This window comes from Flavobacterium sp. LMO6, assembly GCF_009495795.1.
In the GTDB taxonomy this organism is placed as follows: Bacteria; Bacteroidota; Bacteroidia; order Flavobacteriales; family Flavobacteriaceae; genus Flavobacterium.
Map to the genome: position 1 here is coordinate 1 of NZ_WIBH01000003.1, position 25,509 is coordinate 25,509.

Below are 25,509 nucleotides of genomic sequence, written 5' to 3' on the forward strand. Positions count from 1 at the left end.
TTCTACTCCTTAAATTATTGCAATTATTATTTAAAGGAACTTTTTCAGTGCCCTCGTTTTTCAAGGCCTATATTTTTAATTACATTGTTCACGATTACTATTTAAAATGGCTTGATACTCTTCTAATGTTAAAAATTGAGGTGAATAAGTAAATCCTAAATTTTCTATTGCAGAAACAAAACTTCTTAAATGATTTCTAGAACCACATTGTAGGTTTTCATAAGTTAAAATCAAAGATTCATTAGACGATTCATTAATATAATCTTCTAAATCAACAATATCTAAATCTTCTATGGTGGCTCCAATTTGTAATGCGCTTTCACTACTCACTTGTCCATCAATAATAAACTGATTATAAAAGTTTTGTAAATTTTGATTGGAAAATTCACCTTCTGGAAGAATTGTATATTCAATATTATTTTGTTCTAAAATAGTAATAATAGCATCCATATGACTTTGCTCACTATTTTTAATATTATTAAACTGGTTTAATCCCCACAAATTATTCATATAGATATACGTATCTCTTGCTAATTTTTCTTCTTCAAGCATAAATAGTAAACCTGCTTTTTCTTCTTCAGTAATAGATTGCAAATTGGTAGCATTATTAGTATGAGTATCATCATTATTACTACACGAACTGGTAAACAATGCAATTATCATTGCACTTGCTAAAATAAATCTTGTTTTCATAATCTTTTCAATTTTAAGTTATAGTTCAAATTTAAGCGCATCAAAATCAATCTGCAGCTACATTTGTTACAAAAAAAAGTGCCTTAAAAAAGACACTTTTAAATTTAATAACTCGTATCGTCAAGTTTGACTTTTCCGTAAAATGTTTTATAGAGAAAAAGAAAGTAACCTGCAAGTAAGGGTGTTCCTATTAAAACAATAGTAAGCATAATTCCTAAAGATTTTTGAGAAGATGCTGCATTATAAATTGTTACACTATAGCTGGAATCAATAGTAGAAGGAAGTAAAACTGGATACAACTGAAAAGCTACTAACATTAATAAAAATGCCATTGTTAAAGAAGAAAAGACTAATGCAGAAGCATATTTTTTCTTTGAAACCAAACGAGGAATATTAGCAACCGCTAAAAAAGACAAAATAGGAATAATAAAAAATAACGGATTGTTTTTAAAATTATCTGTAACACCCGGAATAAAAATCAAAGTATATAATGACGTAATAGAAAAACTTATGATAAAAAATATCATTCCTTTTTTTAATAAAAATGTTAATCTTGCGTGCAACCTACCTTCTGTTTTTAGCAATAAGAAAATAGCACCTTGCGTCATAAATATAGACAAAGTTGTAAACCCAGTCATTATAGCATAAGGACTTAAAAAGGACAAGAAAATTCCGCCTTTGTAACTAAAGTTTTCGCCGATTTCAAAACCTTGTAATACATTACCTAAAACCACTCCAAGTAAAAAAGCAATTAAAACGTTGGATACAAAGTAAATGATATCCCAAGTTTTTCGCCACCAAAGCATCTCTTCGGCACTTCTAAATTTTATGGCCGATGAACGCAAAACCAATAAAATTAAAAACAACATAAACGGAATATACATAGCAGAAAGCATGGTTGCATACATAACTGGAAAACCAGCAAATAATGCACCACCCCCTATTATTAACCAAACCTGATTTGCATCCCAAATAGGACCGATTGCGTTGATGGCAATTCTTCGGCTTAAATCTTTTTTAAAAAATAAATGCCACGCCCCTGCGCCATAATCAAAACCTTCTAAAATTGCATATCCTGAAAATAATAATCCTACTACTAAATACCAAAGTGTTGGATAATCGATACCTAAAAATGTTTCCATGTTTCTTAAATTAAATAATTTCTAATGCATTTTGAGCTTCATCATACGGACCGTGTTTTATTTTTTTATTTAATGAATATAAAAACAACAATAACAACAAGGTATACACTACTGTAAATAAGACTAATGAAAACACTATTTGATTAGCTGAAACTTCTTGAGAGAAACCTTCACTTGTTCGTAAATGCCCATAAACAATCCAGGGCTGTCTTCCCATTTCTGCAGCAAACCAACCTACTTGATTGGCTATTTGAGGTAAAATAACAGAGAAAGAAAATATCCACATGATCCATTTAGTTTCAAATAATTTACCTTTCCACCATAAGAAACTTGCATATAAAGTAAGTGCAATTAAAAACATTCCTATAGAAATCATGATATGATAAAATTGAAAAACAGCATTAACTTGTCTTGGTCTATCTTCTTCAGGAAAAGCATTCAAGCCAGTAATTGGAGCTTCAAAATCTTGGTGTACTAAAAAAGATAATCCTCCAGGCAAGCCTAAACCCGTTACTTTTTGATTTTCATTATCTACCCAACCCAAAAGATATAAATCAGCTGGAGCCGATTTTTCGTAGTGTCCTTCCATAGCGGCTAATTTTGCAGGTTGATTTTTTGCAACTCCATCTGCAGAACTATGACCAGAAAGCAATTGAGAAAAAGAAACTACTGTAGCAACCACTAAAGCAATTTTAAAAGCTCTTTTAGATAATTCAACATATCTACCTTTTCTGATATAATAAGCATGAACACTCAAAACTAAGAAAGCTCCAGCTAAAAATGCTCCTTGCCAAGTATGTATAATTCTATCCACACTTGAAGGATTAAAAACCATTGCCCAAAAATCAGTTACTTCTGCACGAGCACTTAAACCTTCGCCAACAATATGATAACCTGCTGGTGTTTGTTGCCAACTATTTGCAACTACAATCCAAACGGCAGAAAACATTGAACCAAAAAACACTCCAATTGTAGATATAAAATGCACTTTTGGAGAAACTCTATTCCATCCAAAAATTAAAATTCCTAAGAAAGTACTTTCTAATCCGAAAGCAAATAAACCTTCAGAGGCTAAAGCACTTCCGAAAATATCACCAACATAGCGCGAATAAACAGCCCAATTGGTTCCAAATTCAAATTCCATGATAATTCCGGTTGCAACTCCTATTCCAAAAGTTATAGCAAAAATCTTTAACCAAAAACGGGTTAAAACTTCATACTCTTTATTTCCGGTTTTTAGATACAAACCTTCCATAATTACCATAATTAAACCAATACCAATACTTAAAGGTGGATAGATATAATGAAAGGCAATGGTAAACGCAAACTGAATTCTAGCTAATATTTCGACATCCATAATGATATATATATTTTTCAGTAACAAAATTATTGTTTGAAATTCAATCTAAAAGTAACGCTTGTTACATAGTAATAATTTTAACACTTGTTAAATTGTATTCCATCAAAAAAAAACGCCCCGAAGAAATCGAGGCGTCTTTATAAATATGAGTGTAAAACTATTCAGCTTTTTTCTCAGTAGTTTTTTTAGATGAACAACATCCACCTGATTTAGCTTCTGAACCACAAGATTTTTTATCTGCAGTTGAACAAGATTTTTCAGTTTTTGCTTTCTCTTTTTTTGCTTTTTGCTTAGGCTCTTGAGCGTTAACGTTCATTGATAACATAAAAGCAGCTACTGCCATGATAGAAACTAATTTTTTCATTTTTTTATTTTTTAATTATTATTTAATTCATTTTTAAACTATTGTACTATTACAAATATATATAATTTTAGAAATAGTACTCTTAATTTTGTATTAATTTAACAGCTAATTCTTTCTTATTACTTTTTCAGTTACATAAAACTTATCATCAAATACAAAAGTAATAATCACAAATGTTGTATTTGCAGAAGAAATATCAAAATTCATACCGCTTTTTCCTGCACGAATTCCTTCAATATCTCCTTCTTCTACAATTTTACCATCTGTAGTAGAAATTATGTAATTTACTTTTGTTTCGTAAGGCATCGTAAAATCTACTCTAATTGTATCTGATGGTGTAGGATTAGGGGAAATTACAACCGAAAAAGGATTTTTACCATCGATTTGTTGTACGCTTAAAGGAGTATTTTTAATTAATTTAACCTCATAAACTGTTGGATCTGCAGAAGTTAATCCTGTTTGATTATCTGTAAATGCAGATGCAGAAGAACTCTGAATTCCGCCAAACAAATGTCCAATTACAAATTCATTCGCTGTAATGTTTGACAATTGAATTACTTCATTAGAATAATGAGCTAAATTTTCATTTGGAATAAATTCTGCTCCAGCTCCTTTTAAATTTGGCATTTCAACTGGTAATTGATATTCATATAAATCGCCAGTTGCAGTTCGAGTTGTTCTGCTTATTGTTTTTACAAACGGAACTGTATCATCTTGAATTAAATTTCCAGCTTGATAATAATACTGACTCATTCCTCCAAAAAATAAATTATGCATTTGGTTTAGAGTTGCATCATACAACCCCACTTTTCCACTATGATAATTACTTAAATATTGATTGAATGTAGTCTGTGGAAAATATCCTCCTGCTTTAATATCAACCGGATATAAAAAAGGCAAATCCACCGCAATTTGAAAAACCCCAGATGAAATGGTATAGCCAAGTTCGCCATCAGGAAAAACTTGAGGAACTAAATTATAATCGCGACGGTGTAAATGAACCGCATCTGTAATTTCTTGATAGTTAGCATAACTCAAACCAGCTCCCGAATTATCAATTGTAAATTTACGGATTGAATTAGAATAGGTTTGCGTAAACGTTGGATTGTTCATGGGATTATATCGTCCATCAAATCGATGTCCACCAACTAAATAAAAAGTAGTTCCAATTTTTGCTAATTGTCCGCCTGTAATTGCAAAAACATCGTTAGCTATTTGTTTAAAATAAGCGCCTATTGGAGTGCCAGCAATAATAGCATTAATCAAATTTGGCACATCAACTGAAGTCAAATTATTGAACGTTTTATGATCGGCTGCTGTTGTTGAATAAGCATATCCTCCAATAATAAACAAAGCATCGCCATCTTGATAAAAATTCATATTGGTCGATTGCAATTGTTCTTTAATTCCTGTAGGAAGCGAATTTACCGAAGCCGACCAAACTTGTTGTGTGGCAATATCAACCACATACATATCGGTATTGTTTTGTGCTCCAGGAAAAGCATTAAATGGTTGACGTGCATGAATTCCGTCTTTTCTCCCTCCAATAATTAACCACTTTCCATTATGTTGGGCAAAAGCATACGAATGTAATCCTGGCAATCCAGATACTGTTACAGGAGTTAAAACCACATCATAATCAAATGTAGTTTGTGCTATTGATGATTGTAAAAACATTAACAATAACACGATGAAATATTTTTTCATTGTATAAAATTATATGTTAAGCTCCTGAAAAAACAGGAACCATAAATAAACTTTTTAAATTTTTTAAATGAAAAACTTAGGCGGATGCCAGATAGAATGTTGGTATATAGAAATAAAGATTTTCTCGTAATTCGATTTTTCTTTTTCGAGTTTGAATTCAGAAAAAGTAATTTCAGGTTTAAAATCTAATTCGGCTACAAATTGAACCGGACTAAAATTTAGATTCATAATTATTTTACCCTTCTCACAACCTGAAGATTCAGTATTAGTATTATGACAAGTTTGTTCACAATTTTCACTCGCAAATATTTTCATTGCTCTAACTGAGGGCAATGTCACCAGAAGCAATAAGTAAAAACAAAGGATGTGAACTAAAAATTTCATTTAACAAATATATACAAACTTTAAAAACATTTGGTAACATTTGTTACACAAGAAATTAGGGTTTCTTCTTTTTGAAAAAGTCACCAATCATATTGAATAATAACCCACCTAAAACACCACCATACAAAGTACTATTTAAAGGTTTTGAAGTGATAGAACATGTTCCTGAAACACAACCAATATAATGATAATAAGCGTAGCCAGAAATTAATCCGAATACAACTCCAATAGCAGTAATAATGATTTCTTTTTTATTCATTTAGTTTTAAAAGAACAAAGTTACAATTCGTGTTAAAGTAAAACAGTAACAAAAGTTACTTAAAACTGAAAATAAATAAAAGGTTGTGCTCCCGCAGAAGCCGTAGCATAAACCACCCAATAAATCAATCCTAATAAAACAGCTTTTACAACTAATGGTAAAGTTGAAAATGTTTTTTGCATTACGGCTAAAGTTTTTACTGGGACAAAATGCCAAATCACGCCAATAGCAATTAATAAAAATACATTTTTATAACCTATAATAATGGTTTGCCATTGATTAAAATCGAAAGTTAACTTTCCAATATTTTCAATAACTTGAAAGGCAGTTGAAAAATCTTTAGCTCTAAAAAACAACCAACAAAACACAACAAAATGGAAAGTCAAGATAACTTGAATGGTTCGAACAAACATGTTTTTTGGCAATTTAATAAACTGACCAAAGAACTTTTCAACTACTAATGCTAATCCGTGTAAAACACCCCAAACCACAAATTTCCATGATGCTCCATGCCATAATCCGCCTAAAAACATGGTCATAAACAAATTGAAATACGTTCTTATTTTTCCTTTTCTGTTTCCACCTAACGAAATGTATAAATAATCGCGTAACCAACTCGAAAGTGAAATATGCCATCTTCGCCAAAATTCAGTAATAGAACCTGATTGATAGGGTGTTCTAAAGTTATCGGGTAACCAGAATCCCATCAATAAAGCCAATCCAATTGCAATGTCTGAATATCCTGAAAAGTCACAATAAATCTGAATTGCATAACCATAAGAAGCCATTAAATTTTCGAATGCGGTGTAACTATTTGGTGCATCAAAAACACGGTCTACGAAATTGGATGAAATATAATCTGAAATCACCGCTTTTTTTAACAAACCACCAATAATCAAAAATAAGGCGCGATTAAAATCCTCTTTTGTTAGTTTTAATTTCTCATAAATTTGCGGAATAAAATCGCTCGCTCTTACAATTGGTCCTGCTACTAATTGCGGAAAAAATGAAACGAAAAATAAGAAATCCATGAAACTTTTCGTTGGCTCTAATTCTTTTCGGTAAACATCGATGGTGTAACTTAACGTTTGGAAAGTATAGAATGAAATTCCGACGGGAAGAATAATATCTTCAAACTTCATATTTCCATCAAAAATCGAATTAAAATTATCGATAAAGAAATTGGTATACTTAAAATAAGCTAACATTCCAAGGTTAATCAACAAACTCAAAACCAAATAAAACTTACGATAGAATTGTTGAACTTCTACATAAATTAATCGTGAAAGCGAATAATCTACAACAGATGAAAATAGTAATATCCAAAAGTAAAAACCACTCGACTTATAATAGAAAAATAGTGAAAACAGCACCACATAAGTTATGCGAAAATAATGTGTTTTTCGTGATAAAATATAAATAGCATAAAAGATTAAAAACAAACCTAAAAACAATGCACTGTTAAACAACAAAGGCTGTTTTGGATTGTAAATAAACCAATTTTTTATCGTTTCTAAATCAACACTACCAATAGTGTTATGAAACCAATTTTGTAAACTAAAAAGTGCGCTCACTATTATTTTGATGATTTAAATAATTCATACGATTGCATAAAAGCATTAAAAAACAATTCTGCTTGTTTTTCATATCCTGCTTTAGAATAATGCACTTTATCTCTAGCCATATATCCTTTTGCCGCATTACGGTTTATGGATTTGTTACCACCAAAAACATCTAGAAGATTCCAAACGGCATAGTTATTAACATGTGCATTATCTTCTATAATTTCAGCATATTTTTCAATATATGTATTCTTATATTTTCGATGTAAAACAGAAGGTGGAGATGTCATTACCAATACACATGCTTGCGGATTATGCTCTTTAATCCCTTGAATCATTTGATCTAAATGTGTAAAATATTGCTCATCTGATTGTTTCTCAAAACTTTCATTAGTTCCTAAAGATATAATCACTAAATCAGGATTTAAAGCTGGCAATTGCTCATAAATTAAAGGAAATTTATTAAAATCAGATGCCTTAGCTCCATTTACTCCTATACTATGATACAGTATACCCGAATTTTCGTTTTCTAAAACCAATCCGTTTAAAGCAAAATTATTAATTTCTTGATTGGGAACAATCGCAATTTTATCTAAAGGAGTTTCCGAACTATAATCGTTTGAAAAAGTTGCTGGTTGCAAGTCTATAGGAATATATTCTGTTTTAGTAGTAGTTTTAGACTGGGTTCCTTTTGTTGGAATTGTTAAAATTTTTCCATCACGAATCATATCACTTTTTAAACCATTTGCTTTTTTTAATGCTTTTAGAGAGACACTATATTTGTTAGCAATTCCTCCTAAAACTTCTCCTGACTTTACTTTATGTGTAATTCTTTTTGGAACTTTTCTTTCTATTACAATACTTTTATTAGAAACCGAAACATCAAATAAATTGGTGTTTTTAGGTGTAATTACTTTTAGTTTTGTAAAATTAAATTGTGCATCTTTGACTACTAATTGAATAGCAAAATCATCAGCATTTGTTTCCATAGAAAACCCGCTTAACCCAACAGGCTTAGTTGTATCTGCATATAAATTTCTAAAACTTTGAAAATTTCCTGATGCTGAATAGCGAATGGGAGCACTATTATTAGTTTTTGCTACACTATAAGGAAACGTAAATCCAAAACCTGCATTTCCAAAAACAGATTGCATTTCTTTTCTAATTTTTGCAGTAAATAAATCTGCCTGAATATGCGAATCGCCAATATGAACAATATTAATCTTACCTGATTTACTTTTCTCTAATTGATATACTTTTTCATAGAATGCCAAAAGTGCATTTGAATTATGAAAATCATTTCCTGTAAAAACAACCTCAACAGAATCTACAATCGGAATATCTACATAAACCGAATCCATTGGCACTAATAAAGTGTCTTGAGAAAATCCTAAAAAAGAAAACCCAAGAAATAAGATCAATAATCTACTCTTCATATACCGAATCTTTATTGATGATTACACTATCTTTCTTAATAGGAGTCACCGGTTTTTTACGTTTTTTTCTCAATTCTTTATACATTTCATAGCCTTGATTCAACTGCGAAAAAACTAAATTTGCTGCCTTTTTTGCCCCTCTATGATTAAAATGCGTATAATCTTTATTTGCCCTTGCTGGTTCTTGTTCTACCCATTGAATCATAGAGCCATCACCTCCCATTAAGGTGTACATGTTTACAAAACTCGATTCTGATTTAATAGCATAACGTTTCTGTGCTGTGTTCAAAGGCACTACAGCAGAATCAGTTTTCATTTCTAAATCGTATTTAGTTGATTTATCAGCAGTTGAAACAATTAAGATAGCAACTCCCGGAAAACATTCTTTTAAATGCGCAACCACTTTTGCCATTCTTTTTTCGTACCAACCGTAGTTTAACGAACCGTAATTCAATACATTAGCTCCATATTGCAAAACGATTAAATCATAATCTAATTTGGCATGAAACGCACGCATTGTAGCTATATCAAAACTTCCAATAGGCAAACCAGAATTTCCTCTATTTGAGAAATTATCTACATGAACCCCTTTTCCGTCATCAAAATTGAATCCGTAAATTGGAATAGAATCTGCCTTTTTGAAATTTACTTTTAAAGTTTTAAGATTCGTATCTGAAAGCACTAATGTATTGACAATTGAATTAGGCGTTAATTTTTTAGAAATCGTATCTGTTCCTAAAATATATTTAATTTTTCCTTCTTTATTTTTTGAACTTCCGTAAAACAATGTAGGTTTAGGCAAATCCGAAGCAAATCGTGTTTTGTTTGCTTTATATTTTACCCAAGCTACATTAGAGGTATCATTCGCATAAAATACATGACCGTTTACTCCAAATGGATGTAATGGTCGTTTTACTTTTAAATAAGATTGAGTTTTCCAGTTTGCAGAAAACTCATGTACTAATGAGCTTCTTGAACTTGCAGACTCTGATGTAATATTCACAAAACCAACACCTTGTCCTCCAAATTTTTCTTGTAAATACGTTCTAAAATCTTTTACAATTAAATCGCCATCCGTCATTGAATCACCAAAATAAGCAATTCGAACGTTGCCTTCATTTTTAGTTTCTAATTGGAAAAGTTTTTCGAAAAAAGATAGTAAATACTGATTCCCTTTATAATTCTCAAAAGTTTCATCTGGAAATTTAACTCCGTTAGTAATTTTATAATCAATTCTAATTTTAGACAATGTATCTGCGGCAATTGTATCATTATCTTCGGCAATTGCTTCTAACAACAAACTATCGACAACAATATTTTTTGAAGCAATTGTAGTTTCTGAAAATAACTTTTTAGGTAAAAACGTTTTGAATGTCAAAAAAGACAATGCAGAAAAGATTATCACAAGTAAAGTTTGAAAAAAATATTTTGATGTGTTCATTTATTAAATTTCAATAATAAAATCTAAAATCGTAATCCAATATTTGGGAACGCAGATTGAAGAGTTTTTTAATAATTCTGAAAATTTTATCTCATTTAACCCAATTCATTTATAAAAGAGACGCTTAACAGCGTGACAAACTAAACGTAAAAAAACTCGCAACTCGTAACTTTAAACTCGCAACTCTTCTTACATTCTCTCAGGAACTTCTATTCCTAATAACTGAAAGGCATTTTTAATCGTATTACCAACTGATTTTGATAATTGAACTCGAAACACTTTTTTATCGTGATTTTCTTCTCCTAAAATTGAAACCTGTTGATAGAACGAATTGAATTCTTTTACCAAATCGTAGGTGTAATTCGCAATTAAAGCCGGACTATGATTCTCTGCTGCGTTTTGAATTACTTCAGGGAATAATTGAACTTGTTTGATTAATTCTTTCTCTTTTTCATGCATCTCGACATCGCTCGATGTAACAACATTTTCGAAGTCAAAATCGGCTTTTCTCAAAATCGATTGAATACGCGCATAAGTATATTGAATAAAAGGTCCTGTGTTTCCTGCAAAATCAACTGATTCTTCTGGATTGAACATCATTTGTTTTTTTGGATCTACCTTAAGCATATAATATTTTAATGCGCCCAAACCAATAGTTGTATACAATTTTGACTTTTCTGACTCAGAATAGCCTTCTAATTTTCCTAATTCTTCCGAAATAGTTTGTGCTGTCGTAGTCATTTCTGACATTAAATCATCAGCATCTACAACCGTTCCTTCACGTGATTTCATTTTTCCAGAAGGTAATTCCACCATTCCGTAAGATAAATGATACAAGCTATCTGCCCAATCAAATCCTAATTTTTTCAAGATTAAGAATAACACTTTAAAGTGGTAATCTTGCTCATTTCCTACCGTGTAAACCATTCCTCCAACATCTGGAAAATCTTTTACACGCTGAATAGCGGTTCCAATATCTTGCGTCATGTAAACCGCAGTTCCATCTGAACGAAGCACGATTTTTCTATCTAAACCATCCGCTGTTAAATCAATCCAAACGGAACCATCTGGATCTTTCTCGAAAATACCTTTTTCTAAACCAAACTGCACTACTTCTTTTCCAAGTAAATACGTGTTTGATTCATAATAATTAGGAATGTTGAAATTAACACCCAAATTTTTATACGTTTGCTCAAAACCATCATACACCCATTGGTTCATAGTTTTCCAAAGTTCAATAACTTCAGGTTTCCCATTTTCCCAATCTAAAAGCATTTGTTGTGCTTCCAAAATTGATGGTGCTAGTTTTTTTGCTTCGTCTTCGGTTTTACCTTGAGCAATTAATTCTGCAATTTCTTTTTTATATTGTTTGTCGAATTCTACATAGAAATTCCCAACCAATTTATCACCTTTTAATCCTGTTGATTCTGGTGTTTGTCCGTTTCCGAATTTCTGCCAAGCCAACATTGATTTACAGATGTGAATTCCTCTATCGTTGATGATTTGCGTTTTATATACTTTTTTACCCGAAGCTTTAATGATTTCAGCAACGGAGTAACCCAATAAGTTATTACGAATATGACCTAAATGCAAAGGTTTATTAGTATTTGGCGAAGAATATTCGACCATTACCGCTTTCTCTCCTTCTTTTGGAGCTACAAAACCAAAAGTTTCGTTGTTTTTAATCGAATTAAAAAATTCTATATAATAAGCATCCGAAATCACGATGTTTAAAAATCCTCCAACAACGTTAAATTTAGCGACTTCATGAATATTAGCAACTAAATAATTTCCTATTTGATTTCCTATTTCAACAGGATTCCCTTTTAACGCTTTTACTAAAGGAAAAACTACCATAGTAACATCACCTTCAAACTCTTTCCTAGTAGCTTGAAATTCAACTTTCTCAATAGAAATATTGAACAATTCAAGAACTGCTTTTTGGATATGTACTGTAAGTGTTTGATGTAATGTCATTTTTGCCTTTTTTTAGAACGTGCAAAGGTAATAAATAGTAATTAGTGATTCATAATTAGTGATTAGTTTTTTTGTGTAAAATCAATAAAAAAAGTACTCCTAAAATTTTTAAGAGTACTTTTTTTATTGATTTGACTTTATATTGCTAATTTACAATAGAAACTACCATCTAATAATTACGCTTCCCCAAGTAAATCCAGAACCAAAAGCAGCTAAAACTACTAAATCTCCTGATTTAATTTTTCCTTGTTCCCATGCTTCAGTTAAAGCAATTGGAATAGATGCTGCTGTTGTATTTCCGTATTTTTGAATATTGTTAAAAACTTGGTCGTCTGTTAAACGGAATTTCTGTTGAATAAATTGTGAAATTCTTAAGTTAGCCTGATGAGGCACCAACATATTAATATCTGAAACTTGTAAATTATTGGCTTGCAAACCTTCGTTAATGACTTCGCTAAATCGAACTACCGCATTTTTAAACACAAATTGTCCATTCATATAAGGATAATAGCTTTCGTCATTGGGGTCGTTATCAGCAATGATGTCGGTTACCCAACGTTTTCCCATTCCTGGAGCAATTAATGATAATTCTTCGGCATGTTGCCCTTCAGAATGAAGATGTGTTGACAAAATTCCTTTCGACAAATCTTCTTCTCTTGAAAGAACTGCCGCTCCTGCTCCATCTCCAAAAATTACAGAAACACCTCTACCACGAGTCGTCATGTCTAAACCAGTAGAATGCAATTCAGAACCAATAACTAAAATATTTTTATACATTCCGGTTTTAATATATTGATCTGCTACTGAAATAGCATACACAAAACCCGAACATTGATTACGAACATCTAATGCACCAACAGTTCTTAAACCTAAATCGCGTTGTACTAAAACACCTGGACCTGGAAAATAATAATCGGGACTCAAAGTCGCAAAAACAACAAAATCAATATCTTCCTTGGCCACACCCGATCGCTCAATAGCAATTTCGGCTGCTTTAACACCCATTGATGTAGTCGTATCTTCACCTCTTATAATATGACGACGTTCTTGAATTCCAGTTCTTTCCTGAATCCATTCATCGTTAGTATCCATTAGTTTAGATAAATCATCATTAGTAACAATGTTATCTGGTACATAATAGCCTAACCCTGATATTTTAGAATGGTACATAATTTTTTAATTATTTATTAGCTTACAAAAATACAAATTTTAAAGTGTATTGATCAATGGCATAAAAAAAGTCCAACATACTTTGTAAGTTGGACTTTTTAAAATTGTATTGATTATACGGTTTGATCATCAACTGTTGCGTCTGGCGCATTTTTTTTCACAGATTCGATTCCGTTGTCTCTTGATGCAACACTTTCATACATTTCACTTGTACCAATAATCTGACCATTTGTAGCTTTAAGATTGAAATAAGGCTTTCCATTTTTAGCTTCTAAACGATCGAAACGAGTATCAACTTGTGAGTTTTTTTTAACCGATTCTACACCATTTAAACAAGCTGCTTTAGTTGTATAACCCTCACTACCTAAAATTTCTTGACCGTTTCCTGCTTTTAAGCTAAATTGAAACTCTCCGTTTTTTCTAGTTGAAATTACAAATTTTCCCATGTTATAAAATTTAATATTATGAATTAATGAAATATAAACTTACAAAAAAAAATTAACAAATAAAAATTTGAGTAACATCAAGTGGAGCTTACAACAAAATTTCGCCATTTAATAAGGTAGAAAAAACAAAACATCTTTATTATTAGTTCATGGTAAAGCAGATAACAATCAAAAAAAAAATCAAACATTCAAATACTAGACCTTTGAATTGAAAGATTTGAAGGGCTATTTTATTTTCAAACAAACCACTTCCCCATTTTCAATCAAATTATCATTTTCAAAAAACAGAATTTGATTTCCAAATTTAGCTTCAATTAAATAATGACTTCCTCTAAAATAAGATTTTACAACTTCTACTTTAAAATTAGAATTTAAAGTTACTTTCAGTTGATTTGGATAAACAAATTTCAATTCTCCATTAATTTCAATTTCGTTTACATCTCCAAATAAAGAAGCTATATATCGATTTTTTGGATTATCATAAATAAACTTTGGAATTCCACTTTCTATGATTTCTCCATCTTTAATAATCGCAACCTCATCGGCAAAAGCTAAAACATCGGTGCTGTCATGAGTAGCAACAACACAAGTTATATTTTGTTCTTTTAAATAAGCAAACAACTTTCTTCTGAGACTGTTTTTTCTAAAATTATCGATATGACTAAAAGGTTCATCCAACAATAATACTTCTGGTTCTAGTGCTAATACTCTTGCTAAAGCTACACGTTGCATTTGACCACCACTTAAAAATTTAGCTTTTACATTAGCATATTCTTTCATTTCTACAATCTCTAACAATTCAGAAATACGTGCTTGTTTAGAATCTGGAAAAAAATTAGAAAGATACTTTCCTACGTTTTCAGCAACTGTAATAAATGGCATTAAATCGAAATCTTGCGCCAAATATTTCATAAAAGGCATTCCGGGAATCAAATAAAATTTAGGCCCTAAAACTTCGGTGTTATTCCAAAATATTTGCCCTTCATCTAGATCGTATAAACCATAAATTAATTTTAGTAACGTACTTTTTCCGCAACCACTTTCACCTATAATTGCAAGATTAATTCCTTTTTTTACTGAAAAGGAAATGTTTTGAAGCGTGTTTTCCTCTAAATAAGAAAATGAAATATTTGTTGCTACCAGCATAATTGCTTTTTTTTTACAAATATAAGATTAAATATTATGTCAATTTGTCACCAATTATACTTTGGTATTTCTTTTGAAGGTAGCAATACATCAAAATTGTTTAACTAAAATTTTAAAATATGGCATCAGGAAAAATTAACGTTTCTGTAGAAAACATCTTTCCACTAATTAAAAAATTCTTGTACAGCGATCACGAAATATTTCTTCGTGAATTAGTCTCTAATGCAACAGACGCTACTTTAAAATTAAAACATTTAACCAGTATTGGCGAAGCTAAAGTAGAATATGGCAATCCAATTATCGAAGTAAAAATCGATAAAGAAGGAAAAAAACTGCACATCATTGATCAAGGTTTAGGAATGACAGCTGATGAAGTTGAAAAATACATCAATCAAATTGCTTTTTCTGGAGCTGAAGAGTTTTTAGAAAAATATAAAGATTCTGCCAAAGATTCAGGTGTAATTGGTCATTTTGGATTAGGATTTTATTCTGCCTTCATGGTGGCTTCAAAAGTAGAAATTATTACCAAGTCATATAAAGACGAACCAGCAGCACATTGGACATGTGATGGAAGTCCAGAATTTTCATTAGTTCCTCATGACAAAACCGAAAGAGGTTCAGAAATCATCTTACATATTGCTGAAGATTCTTTGGAGTTTTTAGAAGAGTTTAAAATTCGTGAATTGTTAACGAAGTACAATAAATTCATGCCTATTCCAATTAAATTTGGAACCAAACAAGAAGCGCTTCCAAAACCAGAAGATGCGCCAGAAGATTACAAAACTGAATACAAAGAAGTTGACAACATCATCAACAATCCTAATCCGGCTTGGACTAAACAACCAGTGGATTTAAGTGATGAGGATTACAAAAAATTCTATCACGAATTGTATCCAATGCAGTTTGAAGAGCCTTTATTCAATATTCACTTAAATGTAGATTATCCGTTCAATTTAACAGGGATTTTATATTTCCCAAAAATGTCGGCCGATTTACAAATGCAAAAAGACAAAATTCAATTGTACCAAAATCAGGTATATGTAACTGATAATGTAGAAGGAATTGTTCCTGAATTTTTAGGCATGTTAAAAGGGGTTATTGATTCGCCAGATATTCCGTTAAACGTTTCTCGTTCGTATTTACAAGCGGATGGAAATGTGAAGAAAATTTCAAACTACATCACTAGAAAAGTAGCCGATAAATTAAAATCGTTATTCAACGAAAATCGTGCAGATTTTGAACAAAAATGGAACGACATTAAAATTGTTTTAGAATACGGAATGCTTTCAGAACCAAAATTCTATGAAAAAGCAGGCGATTTTGTATTGTATCCTACCACTAATGGAAAATATTTCACATTAGCCGAATTGAAAGAAGCAATAACTGCAAATCAAACAGATAAGAATGGAAAACTAGTAGTGTTATATGCTTCGAATAAAGACGCACAACACAGTTATATTGACATTGCAACCGCTAAAGGTTATGAAGTTTTATTATTAGATTCGCCAATTGTTTCGCATTTAATTCAAAAATTAGAAGCAGATAACGAAAACCTAACTTTTGCACGAGTTGATGCTGAACATATTGATAAATTAATACAGAAAGAAGAAACAACTATTTCTAAATTATCTGATGATGAGCAAACAAACCTAAAATCAGTTTTAGAAGCCATTGTACCAAAAGAAAACTATACCGTTCAACTAGAGCCTATGGATAGTAGTGCAGCTCCTTTTATGATTACACAACCCGAGTTCATGAGAAGAATGAAAGAAATGAGTGCAACTGGCGGTGGAGGAATGTTTGGAATGGGTAATTTCCCTGATATGTATAATTTGGTAGTAAATTCAAATTCTAGTTTAGCAACAACTATTTTACAAACCGAAGATAAATCGGCTCAAGAAGTATTAGTAAAACAAGCTTTAGACTTAGCCAAAATTTCACAAGGTTTACTTAAAGGTGAAGAATTAACTGCATTTGTAAAAAGAAGTTTTGAAACTTTGAAGTAATCGAATTGAAATTCTGTTACCTTTAAGAATCATTTATCAATCCTGACAGGTTTTTGAAACTTGTCAGGATTTTTTGTTAACTTTGACTATAAAGCCAATGCAAAATGAAAAAACTAACATTCGAAATCGAAATAAACGCTCAAGCCGATAAAGTTTGGAATGCCATGTGGGAAGGAGAAAATTATAAAAAATGGACTTCTGCCTTTTGCGAAGGTTCAACAACTAAATCGAATTGGAAACAAGGAGAACGAATTCATTTTCTTGATCCAAATGGAAATGGAATGTATAGTGAAATAACTATTCTAATTCCAAATGAGAAAATGTTTTTTACGCACATTGGAAATCTAAAAAACTTTACAGAACAACCTTTAGATGACGAATCTAAAACTTGGTCAGGCGCAATTGAAAACTATTCATTAAACGAAGAAAATGGTAAAACAAAAATTTCTGTAGTAATAGATGTTCTAGAAAAATATATCGAATATTACAATAAAACTTTTGGATTAGGCTTAGCGATTATTAGAGAAATTGCCGAAAACTAACAGACATAAAATAATTACAACAAAAAACAATGACGGTATCTTTAGAAACTCCCGCACTTTTATTCTCAGCAACTTCATTAATACTTTTAGCCTATACAAATCGATTTTTAACAATTGCACAAATTGTGAGAGGCCTTAAAAAAAATTATGATGACAATCACAATAAAAACATTTTACTTGAAATTAAAAACTTAAACTTACGATTGACTTTGATTCGTTACATGCAATTATTTGGGGTAATGTGTTTGTTTTTATCGGTTTTTGCAATGCTATTATTGTATGTAAATCAAGCTACTATAGGAATTTATTTATTTGGAGCAAGTTTACTTTCGTTATTAATTTCATTAGGAATCTCATTTTGGGAAATTAGTATTTCGGTAAATGCACTTCGAGTTCATTTAAAAGATTTATCTGAGGATATGGAATAATTCAATAATTAAAATTTAAACCTTTTTGATTCTAAATAGTCTAATCAATAAACTTAAAAAAACAGCTTATGAGAAAAATGAATTTTTATATTATCGGAACATTTTTGTTAACATTAATTTCTTGTAGTAAAGAAGATATTGTAGTAGATAGAGAATTGGTTAATGCTTATGCAGAAATTGAATTTAGCAGTGAAGTTGATTTTAATTCAGGAATTGAAGCTGCAAGTGACAATTCATCATTTGCAAGTAGAAATAATATTAATTCAAATACTTCTTTAGCCTCTTGTGCAACAGTAACGGTTGACAATGCAACAACAGGGGTTTTTCCTAAAACATTTACAATTGATTTTGGAAGTGGTTGTGTTTCAAATGGAATTTTAAGATCTGGAAGTATTACAGTTACAATTACAAATTACATCATGACCGCTGGAAGTGTTACAACTATTGTAAGAGGAAATAATTATTACATTAATGGCAGAAAAGTGGAAGGTACAATTGTATATGAAAACACTACAACTGATGTAAATAATCCTCAATGGAATAGAACGATTACCAACGGAAAAACAACTACTACTTCTGGAGATGTTTATACTCATTCTGGAACTCGAACTGTAAAACAAATTGCAGGTGTTACCACCTTAGCATTGTTAGATAATATTTACGAAATAACAACCGGAAATCATACTATTACAAAAAATAATAACGCTACATTAACTACAACTGTAGTTGAACCATTAATTAAAAAATATGCTTGCGCTCATGTTTCACAAGGACAGTTAGATTTACAAGGTAGTGTTTTAGACGGTATTTTAGATTATGGAGATAATACTTGTGATTATTTTGCAACCTATACCCATTCAAACGGAGTAGTTTATGACATTGTTCTAAATTAAACGATATAAAAAAAACAATATTAATGTTGTACTGATATTTGGAATATCAACATCATACACTCAATAAGATAAAGATTGACTAAGTTTTAGTTGTTATAAAAATCTCGTTTAAATAAATTTAAACGAGATTTTTTATGGCTAAAAACTAATTAACTATTGAGTTTTCTTCTTTTTTATCATTATTTAAGATATTACCATCTTCTTTCGCTAATTTATTTTTGGTCGGAATTTTATAATTTAATGTGATTCCTACTCGTCTTGAATCATTTTTACTTTCATAGACTAAGTTGGTTCCTAAGGCGTTAAAGCCTTGTTTATTGGTATTAAAAATATCATTACAATAAACAGAAACTGACAAATTATTATCTAAGAATTTCTTAGCAAAAGTAACATCAAATTGTTGACTGAAAGGCACTCTATTTTCATAATAGTAGTAATTTCCACCAGTTGATGAAGTGTTGTAATTTGCAGTAAATTTAATTTTACTTGGCAACACAATTTGCGACATTGCATTAAAAAACCACAAACCATTAGCATTAACATCCGGTAAAATGTGTTTTTGATGTCCCACATATAAATACAAGAAATTAATCTCATCTGGATTAAAGTCAAATTTCAACGTTTCTTTTAAACCTTTGGTAAACAACATATATGGAACTGGCAATCCAAAATTAAAATTATGAATGGTTATTTGAGGAATATTTTCTGAAATACTTGCTGCACCATCACCATCAGCTATTATCCTATTCATTACCTGATTATTCGCATCGCTACGAGAATAACTAATGAAAAAGTATTCAAAAGCGCTAATTTTTAACTCATAATTATCAAAAATGGTAGGCTCTAAATTAGGATTCCCAAAAAAGGAAACATTTGGATTTTGATAATTGGTATTGTTCGGATTTAATGCGGAAGTATTGGGTAAGCTAATCTTTTTATTATAATTAGCATTCACAAAAACTTGTGGAATGATATTGTATTGAATGCTTGCATTTGGGAAAAACCGAGTTTGATTAAATGGAATTAACTTGTCTGTATCAGTATTTCCTTCAATAGAGTACGACTCCAATCTTCCTCCTAAAATAAAATCAAACTTTTTATAAGAAGATTGAAATTCAGAATAAGCGGCTAATGTAGTTCGTTGATAATCTAAATTGACAACATCTAAACTTTGCGCTTCAAATTCTAATTTATCAGCTAAAACTCCCGTTGAAAATTTAGTCTTTTCTAAAAAGGAAAAATCTTGCGAATAATCGGTTTTAAATTGATAAAATAGTTGATCATAACCATTATCCAAAACAGAATTTCCAGAAATTCTATTATTCAAATCAAAAGCATTGGCTACAGAATTGACATTAAATCTAAAATCTAATTTCTTGGTTATATCATCAAATCGCTTTTGATAATTTAAAGCAACATCATTTCGGTTGAGTTTATTTTTACTGTGATCGCTGGTTGCAAATCCAAAACCACTTGCATCAATGAGCGCATCATTATTTGAAGTGGTGAAATCATAATTGACCAACAATCGGTCTTTTTTTAAATCAAATTTCAAACCTGTTTTAAAAAAATAAAAACGATTCTCTCTATCGGTTGTATTTTTAGATAACACTGTACTCTCGTTTTGAAAATTGGTACGTTGATACCCTTGATTAAAATTTTGACCTAACTGCACTTGCCAACCAAACCACTTATTTTTAGCATTAACCAATAAACTATTGTTGAATCGATGACGTGATTTATCATATTTTGTATAACTGTATCCGTTTGAATAGGTTGCAGAAAGATATTTTTTTGCGTTTTTTGAAGTAACAATATTTATAATGGCACCGCCCGAAGTAGCAGGAAATTCAGCTCCCGGCTGAGTGATAATCTCCACTTTTTCGATAGAATTAGCAGGAAGACTCTCTAAATAGGAAGTTAGCTCATTAGAGTAAATATTCAAGGGTCTAGCATCCATAAATACTTCTAATTGTTTTCCTTGATACATCATTCCGGCTACATCAGAAACTATTAATCCTGGTAATTTTTTTAATCCTTCCATGACAGAACCTGAATTCAAATGGCTTTGTTCAGAAAAATCAAATATCGTTCTATCTGCTTTTTGCTCTATACTTTTCTTTTTAGATTGCACCACAACTTCATTTAATTCAGTTGTTTTAGTAGTATCTTTTACTGTTTCTTGTTGAGCAAATACAGCTTGAATAGTCAAAAAAGAGAAGCAAATTAAAAAATTTTTCATTGGAATAGTTTATTTGCAATTAGTCCGCATTTTCTAAATTTGTTACAAAACAAACCCATTAATCTATTATCCATAGCAAAACAGGTTTTTCTGAATCTTGTAAACGAATGTCTAATTTTTCCATAAATTCATTAGAAACAGCAGGACAACCCCAACTCAATGGCGCATATCTTGGATACACTTCTTTATTTTTAACAGCATTCCAAGAATGCAAAACCACTACCCTTTTTTCAGCGCTTTTATTGGTTGATTCTAGCCCATGCAACCAGTACTTTACGTTGATTCCCCAAGAACTATAATCGCGATTACCTATTTTATATTTGCCTTTCATGGAGCAATGACTATTTACTCTACTATCGAATTTTACTTTTTCCCATTTAGCTGGATTTTCTTCAAATTGATCGCAGCTTCCGTGGGTTACTAAATTTTTATCAATATTTTTTTTTGCTTTAAAATCATAAATAAAGAATCGATTTTTACCTGAATGAACACTTAAATCAACCAAAAAATAATAGTCTTCATTAAATCCATTATTTTTACAATACGCAAACGATTCATTGTGAAATTTTGAATAATCTTTTAGAGGTTCCGTTGTGTTTTCTGTATTATTACAACATAAAAAACTTAGAAGCGTTAGTAGAAAAAAGTGTTTCATATATTTTATAAATTAACTTGTGATTAAACCTCTTTTTTTAGATTTTAATTAAACCTTCTGTATTAAAAAAAGTCTAAACTTTAAATCAAATACCATACCATCATGAATAAGTCAAATCTTTGGTCATTACGTTTAGGATTTTCTGGAAAACAAGCTCAAGAAATGGAAAGGTTTGGAATTGAAAAATTTCTAAAACAATCATTTACAGCCCCCTTTGAAAATCAAATACCCGAATGTCTGAGAGAAGATCCTAAAACGATAAGCGAACTAAAAGATTTTAGAGCTCGTATAAAAAACACAAGTACAGAAGAAGGAAAAAAAGAACTCAAAAAACAAATTCAGAATAGTATTGAATTACGAAAATGGTGGATTAATGAAATTCAAAAACAAGAATTTCCTTTGCGTGAAAAAATGGTGCTTTTTTGGCACAATCATTTTGTATCAACCTCACAAAAAGTAAAAGTTAATTGGTGGATATATCAACACAATCAAATCTTAAGAGAAAATGCATTTGGAAATTTTAAACAATTAACCAAAAAAATCATTCAAACCAACGCAATGGTTCGGTATTTAGATAATGTTGACAATAGAAAGGGAAATATCAATGAAAATTTAAGTCGCGAGTTATTAGAATTATTCACTTTAGGGATTGGTAACTATACCGAATTAGATATAAAAAATGGCGCAAAAGCATTAGCAGGTTTAGGCATTGGAGAAAACGAGGCTATGTACCGAAAACCTTTTGAAGACAAAGATACCATCACTTATTTGGGAAAAACTGGAAACTTCAAAGCAGATGATTTAGTAGATATCATTTTTGAACAACCTACTATTCCGTATTTAATTACCCGAAAAATTTTGCAATGGTTTATTTATGATGATCCAAAAGAAGAATTAGTAAAATATTACGGCGATTATTTTAAAACCGTTGATTTTGAGATAGAACCTTTACTTTTAAAAATAGTTACCGAAGAATACGCTAAAAACACTGCTGGAAGCAAAATAAAAAACCCATTAGAATATATTTTACAACTTGTAGAAGCATTACAAATCAAAGACATGGATGCTGCGATTATTATGTTTTTCATAAAACAACAAGGCATGGATTTATTCAACCAACCCAATGTTAAAGGTTGGGATGGAGGAAAATCTTGGTTAACTTCTCAACTCTATTTACAGCGCAATAATGTTGCTGATTTATTGTGTATGGGTAGAAATTTGAATCGGAAAATGTTTAAAAATATTCCAGATGAAGGAGAAGTTCCAAAAATTTATTTGGAAAATATTGATATCAAAATTAATTTTAATCCGAGAGAAAATAACAAGCAGATTATCAAAAAAATGAGTGACTCGTATTTATTTCAAGTGGACGAAAATTTACAAAAAGATATGGAAACCCTTTTAAAATATGATTTTGACGCTAGTGCCGAAAATGCTCAAAAAACAGTTATTCGATTATTCAATTTCATGACCAAATTACCAGAATTTCAAATAATCTAATCCATTTGCTATGAACAGACGTAACTTTTTATCACTCACAGGAACCTTTACTGGAGGAATGTTGATCCTACCCGAGTTTCTTCATGCATTTGGAAATCAATCGCAAATAATACAAGGCAATGCATCGGTTGTATTTATTCAATTAAATGGCGGAAATGATGGATTAAATACTTTTATTCCATATGAAAATGAATTGTATTACGATTTTCGTGAAAAAATTGCACTTTCAAAAAATGAAGTCATCGGAAAAAATAAAGGGATGGCTTTTCATCCTGCTTTAAAAGGTTTTAGTACGATACAACAAAACGGACATTTATCTGTTATTCAAAATGTAGGCTATCCTGAACCCAATCGTTCACATTTTCGATCACAAGAAATTTGGCAAACGGCTGCGGCTTCCAATCAATATCTTAACGAAGGCTGGTTAGGGCGGTACTTAGATTTACAGTGTAAAGAACACACACCTACAGCAGGAATTAATATAGATACTATTGATAATTTAGCATTAAAAGGAGTAGAACCAAATTTCATTACCGTTAAAGATCCTAATCGTTTCAAATCTAAATCTGAATTTGACAACAGTAAACTTTCCGATAATCCACAATTAGATTTTGTTAGAAAAATTGCAAATTCAGTTTCAGAAGGTGCCGACGAAATTCAAAATGCTTTAAATCAATCCAAAACTGAAATTAACTATCCAAAAACACAATTGGGTAAAAACTTAGAATGGATTGCCCGATTGATAAAAGGAAACTTGAATTCTAAAGTTTATTATTCTTCTCAAAGTGGGTATGATACCCATGATAACCAACTCGCAATTCATAACAATAAACTAACCGAATTAAACGATGCCATTTTTAGTTTTTATACCGAATTAAAGCGAGCCAATTTATTACAAAATGTAACCATAGTAGTGTTTTCAGAATTTGGAAGAAGAGTAAAAGATAACGGCAACGGAACAGACCACGGAACTGCTGCACCTATGTTTATAATTGGAGGCAATAACAAAGGAACCATCATTGGAAATAATCCAAATTTATCCGATTTAGATAACGGAGATTTAAAATTTGAAATTGATTTTAGAAGTGTTTATGCCTCGGTATTAGAACAAAAACTAGAATTTGATTATACAAAAATCGGCATCCAAAATACAATTTTAAGAGGACTCTTTTAATTTCTGAATTCTAATGTCTGAATTCTAATTTCTAATTCCCTATATTTGCGCCCCTTAAAAAATCAGGAGATGTCAAACAACAATATAATTAAAGGAGTTTTCCTTGTTGCATTAGGTGCTACAAGCTATGGAATGTTAGCTACTTTTGTAAAACTAGCATACAAAGAAGAATTTACTACTGCAGAGGTAACTTCTGCACAATTCATTTACGGAATTATTGGTGTTTTAATTATCAATTTAATTCAAAAAATAAAAAATAAAAACAAGGTAATAAAAGCAAGTTCTAAAAATATTTTGCATTTAATGTTGGCTGGAACTTCGTTAGGAATGACCAGTGTTTTTTACTATTTGGCAGTAAAATATATTCCGGTTTCTATTGGAATCGTTTTGTTAATGCAAACGGTATGGATGGGTGTTTTGCTAGAATGGATTTTAGATAAAAAAGCACCATCATTTCAAAAAATAATATCTGTTATCATTGTTTTAATTGGAACTGCTTTAGCTATAAACATATTTAAAATTGATTTCAACGATACATCAATCGATTGGGCTAGCGGAATATTTTGGGGCATATTAGCAGCAGCATCATTCACTACAACTATGCTAACGGCAAATAAAGTTGGACTCGGAATTTCGTCTGCACAAAGAAGTCTATATATGCTTTTGGGTGGTGCAATAATTGTTTTTGGATTTAGTTTATTTACGCAAATAACGCCTTTTAACTTTGAAATTTTTGCAAAATGGGGTATTGTTTTAGCTCTATTTGGCACTATAATTCCACCAATGTTATTAAACGCTGGATTTCCTCACACCGGAATTGGATTAGGAAGTATTGTTTCATCATTAGAGCTGCCCGTTTCAGTTATGATGGCCTTTTTCCTTTTAAATGAACAAGTTTTACTTATTCAATGGATTGGAATTGTATTAATAATTTTAGCCATAGTCATAATGAACATTCAAATTAAGAAATAGACAAATTGCA

23 protein-coding genes are annotated in these 25,509 nt (G+C 30.8%); 7 read left to right on the forward strand and 16 right to left on the reverse strand.

Annotation, left to right across the window (positions count from 1 at the left end):
- Positions 1-75 precede the first annotated feature (75 nt).
- The 14 genes from GFJ99_RS03830 to GFJ99_RS03895 form a co-directional block, all read right to left on the reverse strand.
- On the reverse strand, positions 76-693 hold the full coding sequence (locus tag GFJ99_RS03830; protein ID WP_008254186.1) for a DUF2202 domain-containing protein: 618 nt from the start codon (positions 691-693) through the stop codon (positions 76-78).
- Between the two features lie 104 nt (positions 694-797).
- Positions 798-1,835: a cytochrome d ubiquinol oxidase subunit II gene (gene cydB / locus GFJ99_RS03835; protein ID WP_153207607.1), complete on the reverse strand. Its 1,038-nt coding sequence runs from the start codon at positions 1,833-1,835 to the stop codon at positions 798-800.
- Positions 1,836-1,845: 10 nt separating this feature from the next.
- Positions 1,846-3,192, reverse strand: a complete 1,347-nt coding sequence (locus GFJ99_RS03840) for a cytochrome ubiquinol oxidase subunit I (protein ID WP_153207608.1) — start codon at positions 3,190-3,192, stop codon at positions 1,846-1,848.
- Positions 3,193-3,352: 160 nt separating this feature from the next.
- A complete protein-coding gene (locus GFJ99_RS03845) occupies positions 3,353-3,559 on the reverse strand; it encodes a hypothetical protein (protein WP_153207609.1) in 207 nt (68 codons plus the stop codon).
- 105 nt (positions 3,560-3,664) lie between these two features.
- The gene (locus GFJ99_RS03850; protein ID WP_153207610.1) at positions 3,665-5,266 is read right to left on the reverse strand and encodes a hypothetical protein; all 1,602 of its coding nucleotides are present in this window, start codon (positions 5,264-5,266) and stop codon (positions 3,665-3,667) included.
- 63 nt (positions 5,267-5,329) lie between these two features.
- On the reverse strand, positions 5,330-5,581 hold the full coding sequence (locus GFJ99_RS03855) for a hypothetical protein (RefSeq protein WP_153207611.1): 252 nt from the start codon (positions 5,579-5,581) through the stop codon (positions 5,330-5,332).
- 124 nt (positions 5,582-5,705) lie between these two features.
- Positions 5,706-5,909, reverse strand: coding sequence for a DUF6132 family protein (locus tag GFJ99_RS03860; protein WP_008254201.1), 204 nt, complete (start codon positions 5,907-5,909; stop codon positions 5,706-5,708).
- Positions 5,910-5,968: 59 nt separating this feature from the next.
- Positions 5,969-7,483, reverse strand: a complete 1,515-nt coding sequence (locus GFJ99_RS03865; protein ID WP_162523920.1) for an MBOAT family O-acyltransferase — start codon at positions 7,481-7,483, stop codon at positions 5,969-5,971.
- 2 nt (positions 7,484-7,485) lie between these two features.
- The gene (locus tag GFJ99_RS03870) at positions 7,486-8,907 is read right to left on the reverse strand and encodes a GDSL-type esterase/lipase family protein (protein ID WP_153207612.1); all 1,422 of its coding nucleotides are present in this window, start codon (positions 8,905-8,907) and stop codon (positions 7,486-7,488) included.
- The gene (locus GFJ99_RS03875) at positions 8,897-10,348 is read right to left on the reverse strand and encodes a hypothetical protein (RefSeq protein WP_153207613.1); all 1,452 of its coding nucleotides are present in this window, start codon (positions 10,346-10,348) and stop codon (positions 8,897-8,899) included. The genes GFJ99_RS03870 and GFJ99_RS03875 overlap by 11 nt, the downstream gene beginning before the upstream one ends.
- A 189-nt stretch (positions 10,349-10,537) precedes the next feature.
- A complete protein-coding gene (argS, locus tag GFJ99_RS03880) occupies positions 10,538-12,325 on the reverse strand; it encodes an arginine--tRNA ligase (protein WP_153207614.1) in 1,788 nt (595 codons plus the stop codon).
- Positions 12,326-12,487: 162 nt separating this feature from the next.
- Positions 12,488-13,495, reverse strand: a complete 1,008-nt coding sequence (locus GFJ99_RS03885) for a 3-oxoacyl-ACP synthase III family protein (RefSeq protein ID WP_008254217.1) — start codon at positions 13,493-13,495, stop codon at positions 12,488-12,490.
- 113 nt (positions 13,496-13,608) lie between these two features.
- Positions 13,609-13,941 carry a YegP family protein gene (locus tag GFJ99_RS03890; protein ID WP_008254219.1) on the reverse strand — a complete coding sequence of 111 codons (333 nt, stop codon included), beginning with the start codon at positions 13,939-13,941 and terminating at the stop codon, positions 13,609-13,611.
- A gap of 225 nt (positions 13,942-14,166) precedes the next feature.
- Positions 14,167-15,087: an ABC transporter ATP-binding protein gene (locus GFJ99_RS03895; protein ID WP_153207615.1), complete on the reverse strand. Its 921-nt coding sequence runs from the start codon at positions 15,085-15,087 to the stop codon at positions 14,167-14,169.
- A gap of 119 nt (positions 15,088-15,206) precedes the next feature.
- Here GFJ99_RS03895 and htpG point away from each other — a divergent pair, with 119 nt between their 5' ends.
- From htpG to GFJ99_RS03915, 4 genes are all read left to right on the forward strand, one after another.
- Positions 15,207-17,093 (forward strand): molecular chaperone HtpG, encoded by a 1,887-nt coding sequence (gene htpG / locus GFJ99_RS03900; protein WP_153207616.1) that lies wholly within the window; start codon positions 15,207-15,209, stop codon positions 17,091-17,093.
- Positions 17,094-17,197: 104 nt separating this feature from the next.
- A complete protein-coding gene (locus GFJ99_RS03905) occupies positions 17,198-17,635 on the forward strand; it encodes an SRPBCC domain-containing protein (protein ID WP_153207617.1) in 438 nt (145 codons plus the stop codon).
- 29 nt (positions 17,636-17,664) lie between these two features.
- Complete coding sequence (locus tag GFJ99_RS03910; RefSeq protein ID WP_153207618.1) at positions 17,665-18,063, forward strand: DUF2721 domain-containing protein; 399 nt, start codon at positions 17,665-17,667, stop codon at positions 18,061-18,063.
- A gap of 68 nt (positions 18,064-18,131) precedes the next feature.
- The gene (locus GFJ99_RS03915) at positions 18,132-18,956 is read left to right on the forward strand and encodes a hypothetical protein (RefSeq protein WP_153207619.1); all 825 of its coding nucleotides are present in this window, start codon (positions 18,132-18,134) and stop codon (positions 18,954-18,956) included.
- Positions 18,957-19,101: 145 nt separating this feature from the next.
- Here the strand turns inward: GFJ99_RS03915 and GFJ99_RS03920 are convergent, their stop codons facing one another.
- Entirely contained in the window at positions 19,102-21,198 is a 2,097-nt protein-coding gene (locus GFJ99_RS03920; RefSeq protein ID WP_153207620.1) for a TonB-dependent receptor domain-containing protein, read from the reverse strand.
- A 58-nt stretch (positions 21,199-21,256) separates the two neighbouring features.
- The gene (locus GFJ99_RS03925) at positions 21,257-21,853 is read right to left on the reverse strand and encodes a murein L,D-transpeptidase catalytic domain-containing protein (protein ID WP_153207621.1); all 597 of its coding nucleotides are present in this window, start codon (positions 21,851-21,853) and stop codon (positions 21,257-21,259) included.
- 102 nt (positions 21,854-21,955) lie between these two features.
- Here GFJ99_RS03925 and GFJ99_RS03930 point away from each other — a divergent pair, with 102 nt between their 5' ends.
- From GFJ99_RS03930 to GFJ99_RS03940, 3 genes are all read left to right on the forward strand, one after another.
- Positions 21,956-23,353, forward strand: coding sequence for a DUF1800 domain-containing protein (locus tag GFJ99_RS03930; protein ID WP_153207622.1), 1,398 nt, complete (start codon positions 21,956-21,958; stop codon positions 23,351-23,353).
- 10 nt (positions 23,354-23,363) lie between these two features.
- Positions 23,364-24,527: a DUF1501 domain-containing protein gene (locus GFJ99_RS03935; RefSeq protein ID WP_153207623.1), complete on the forward strand. Its 1,164-nt coding sequence runs from the start codon at positions 23,364-23,366 to the stop codon at positions 24,525-24,527.
- A gap of 69 nt (positions 24,528-24,596) precedes the next feature.
- The gene (locus GFJ99_RS03940; RefSeq protein WP_153207624.1) at positions 24,597-25,499 is read left to right on the forward strand and encodes an EamA family transporter; all 903 of its coding nucleotides are present in this window, start codon (positions 24,597-24,599) and stop codon (positions 25,497-25,499) included.
- The last annotated feature ends 10 nt before the right edge of the window (positions 25,500-25,509 follow it).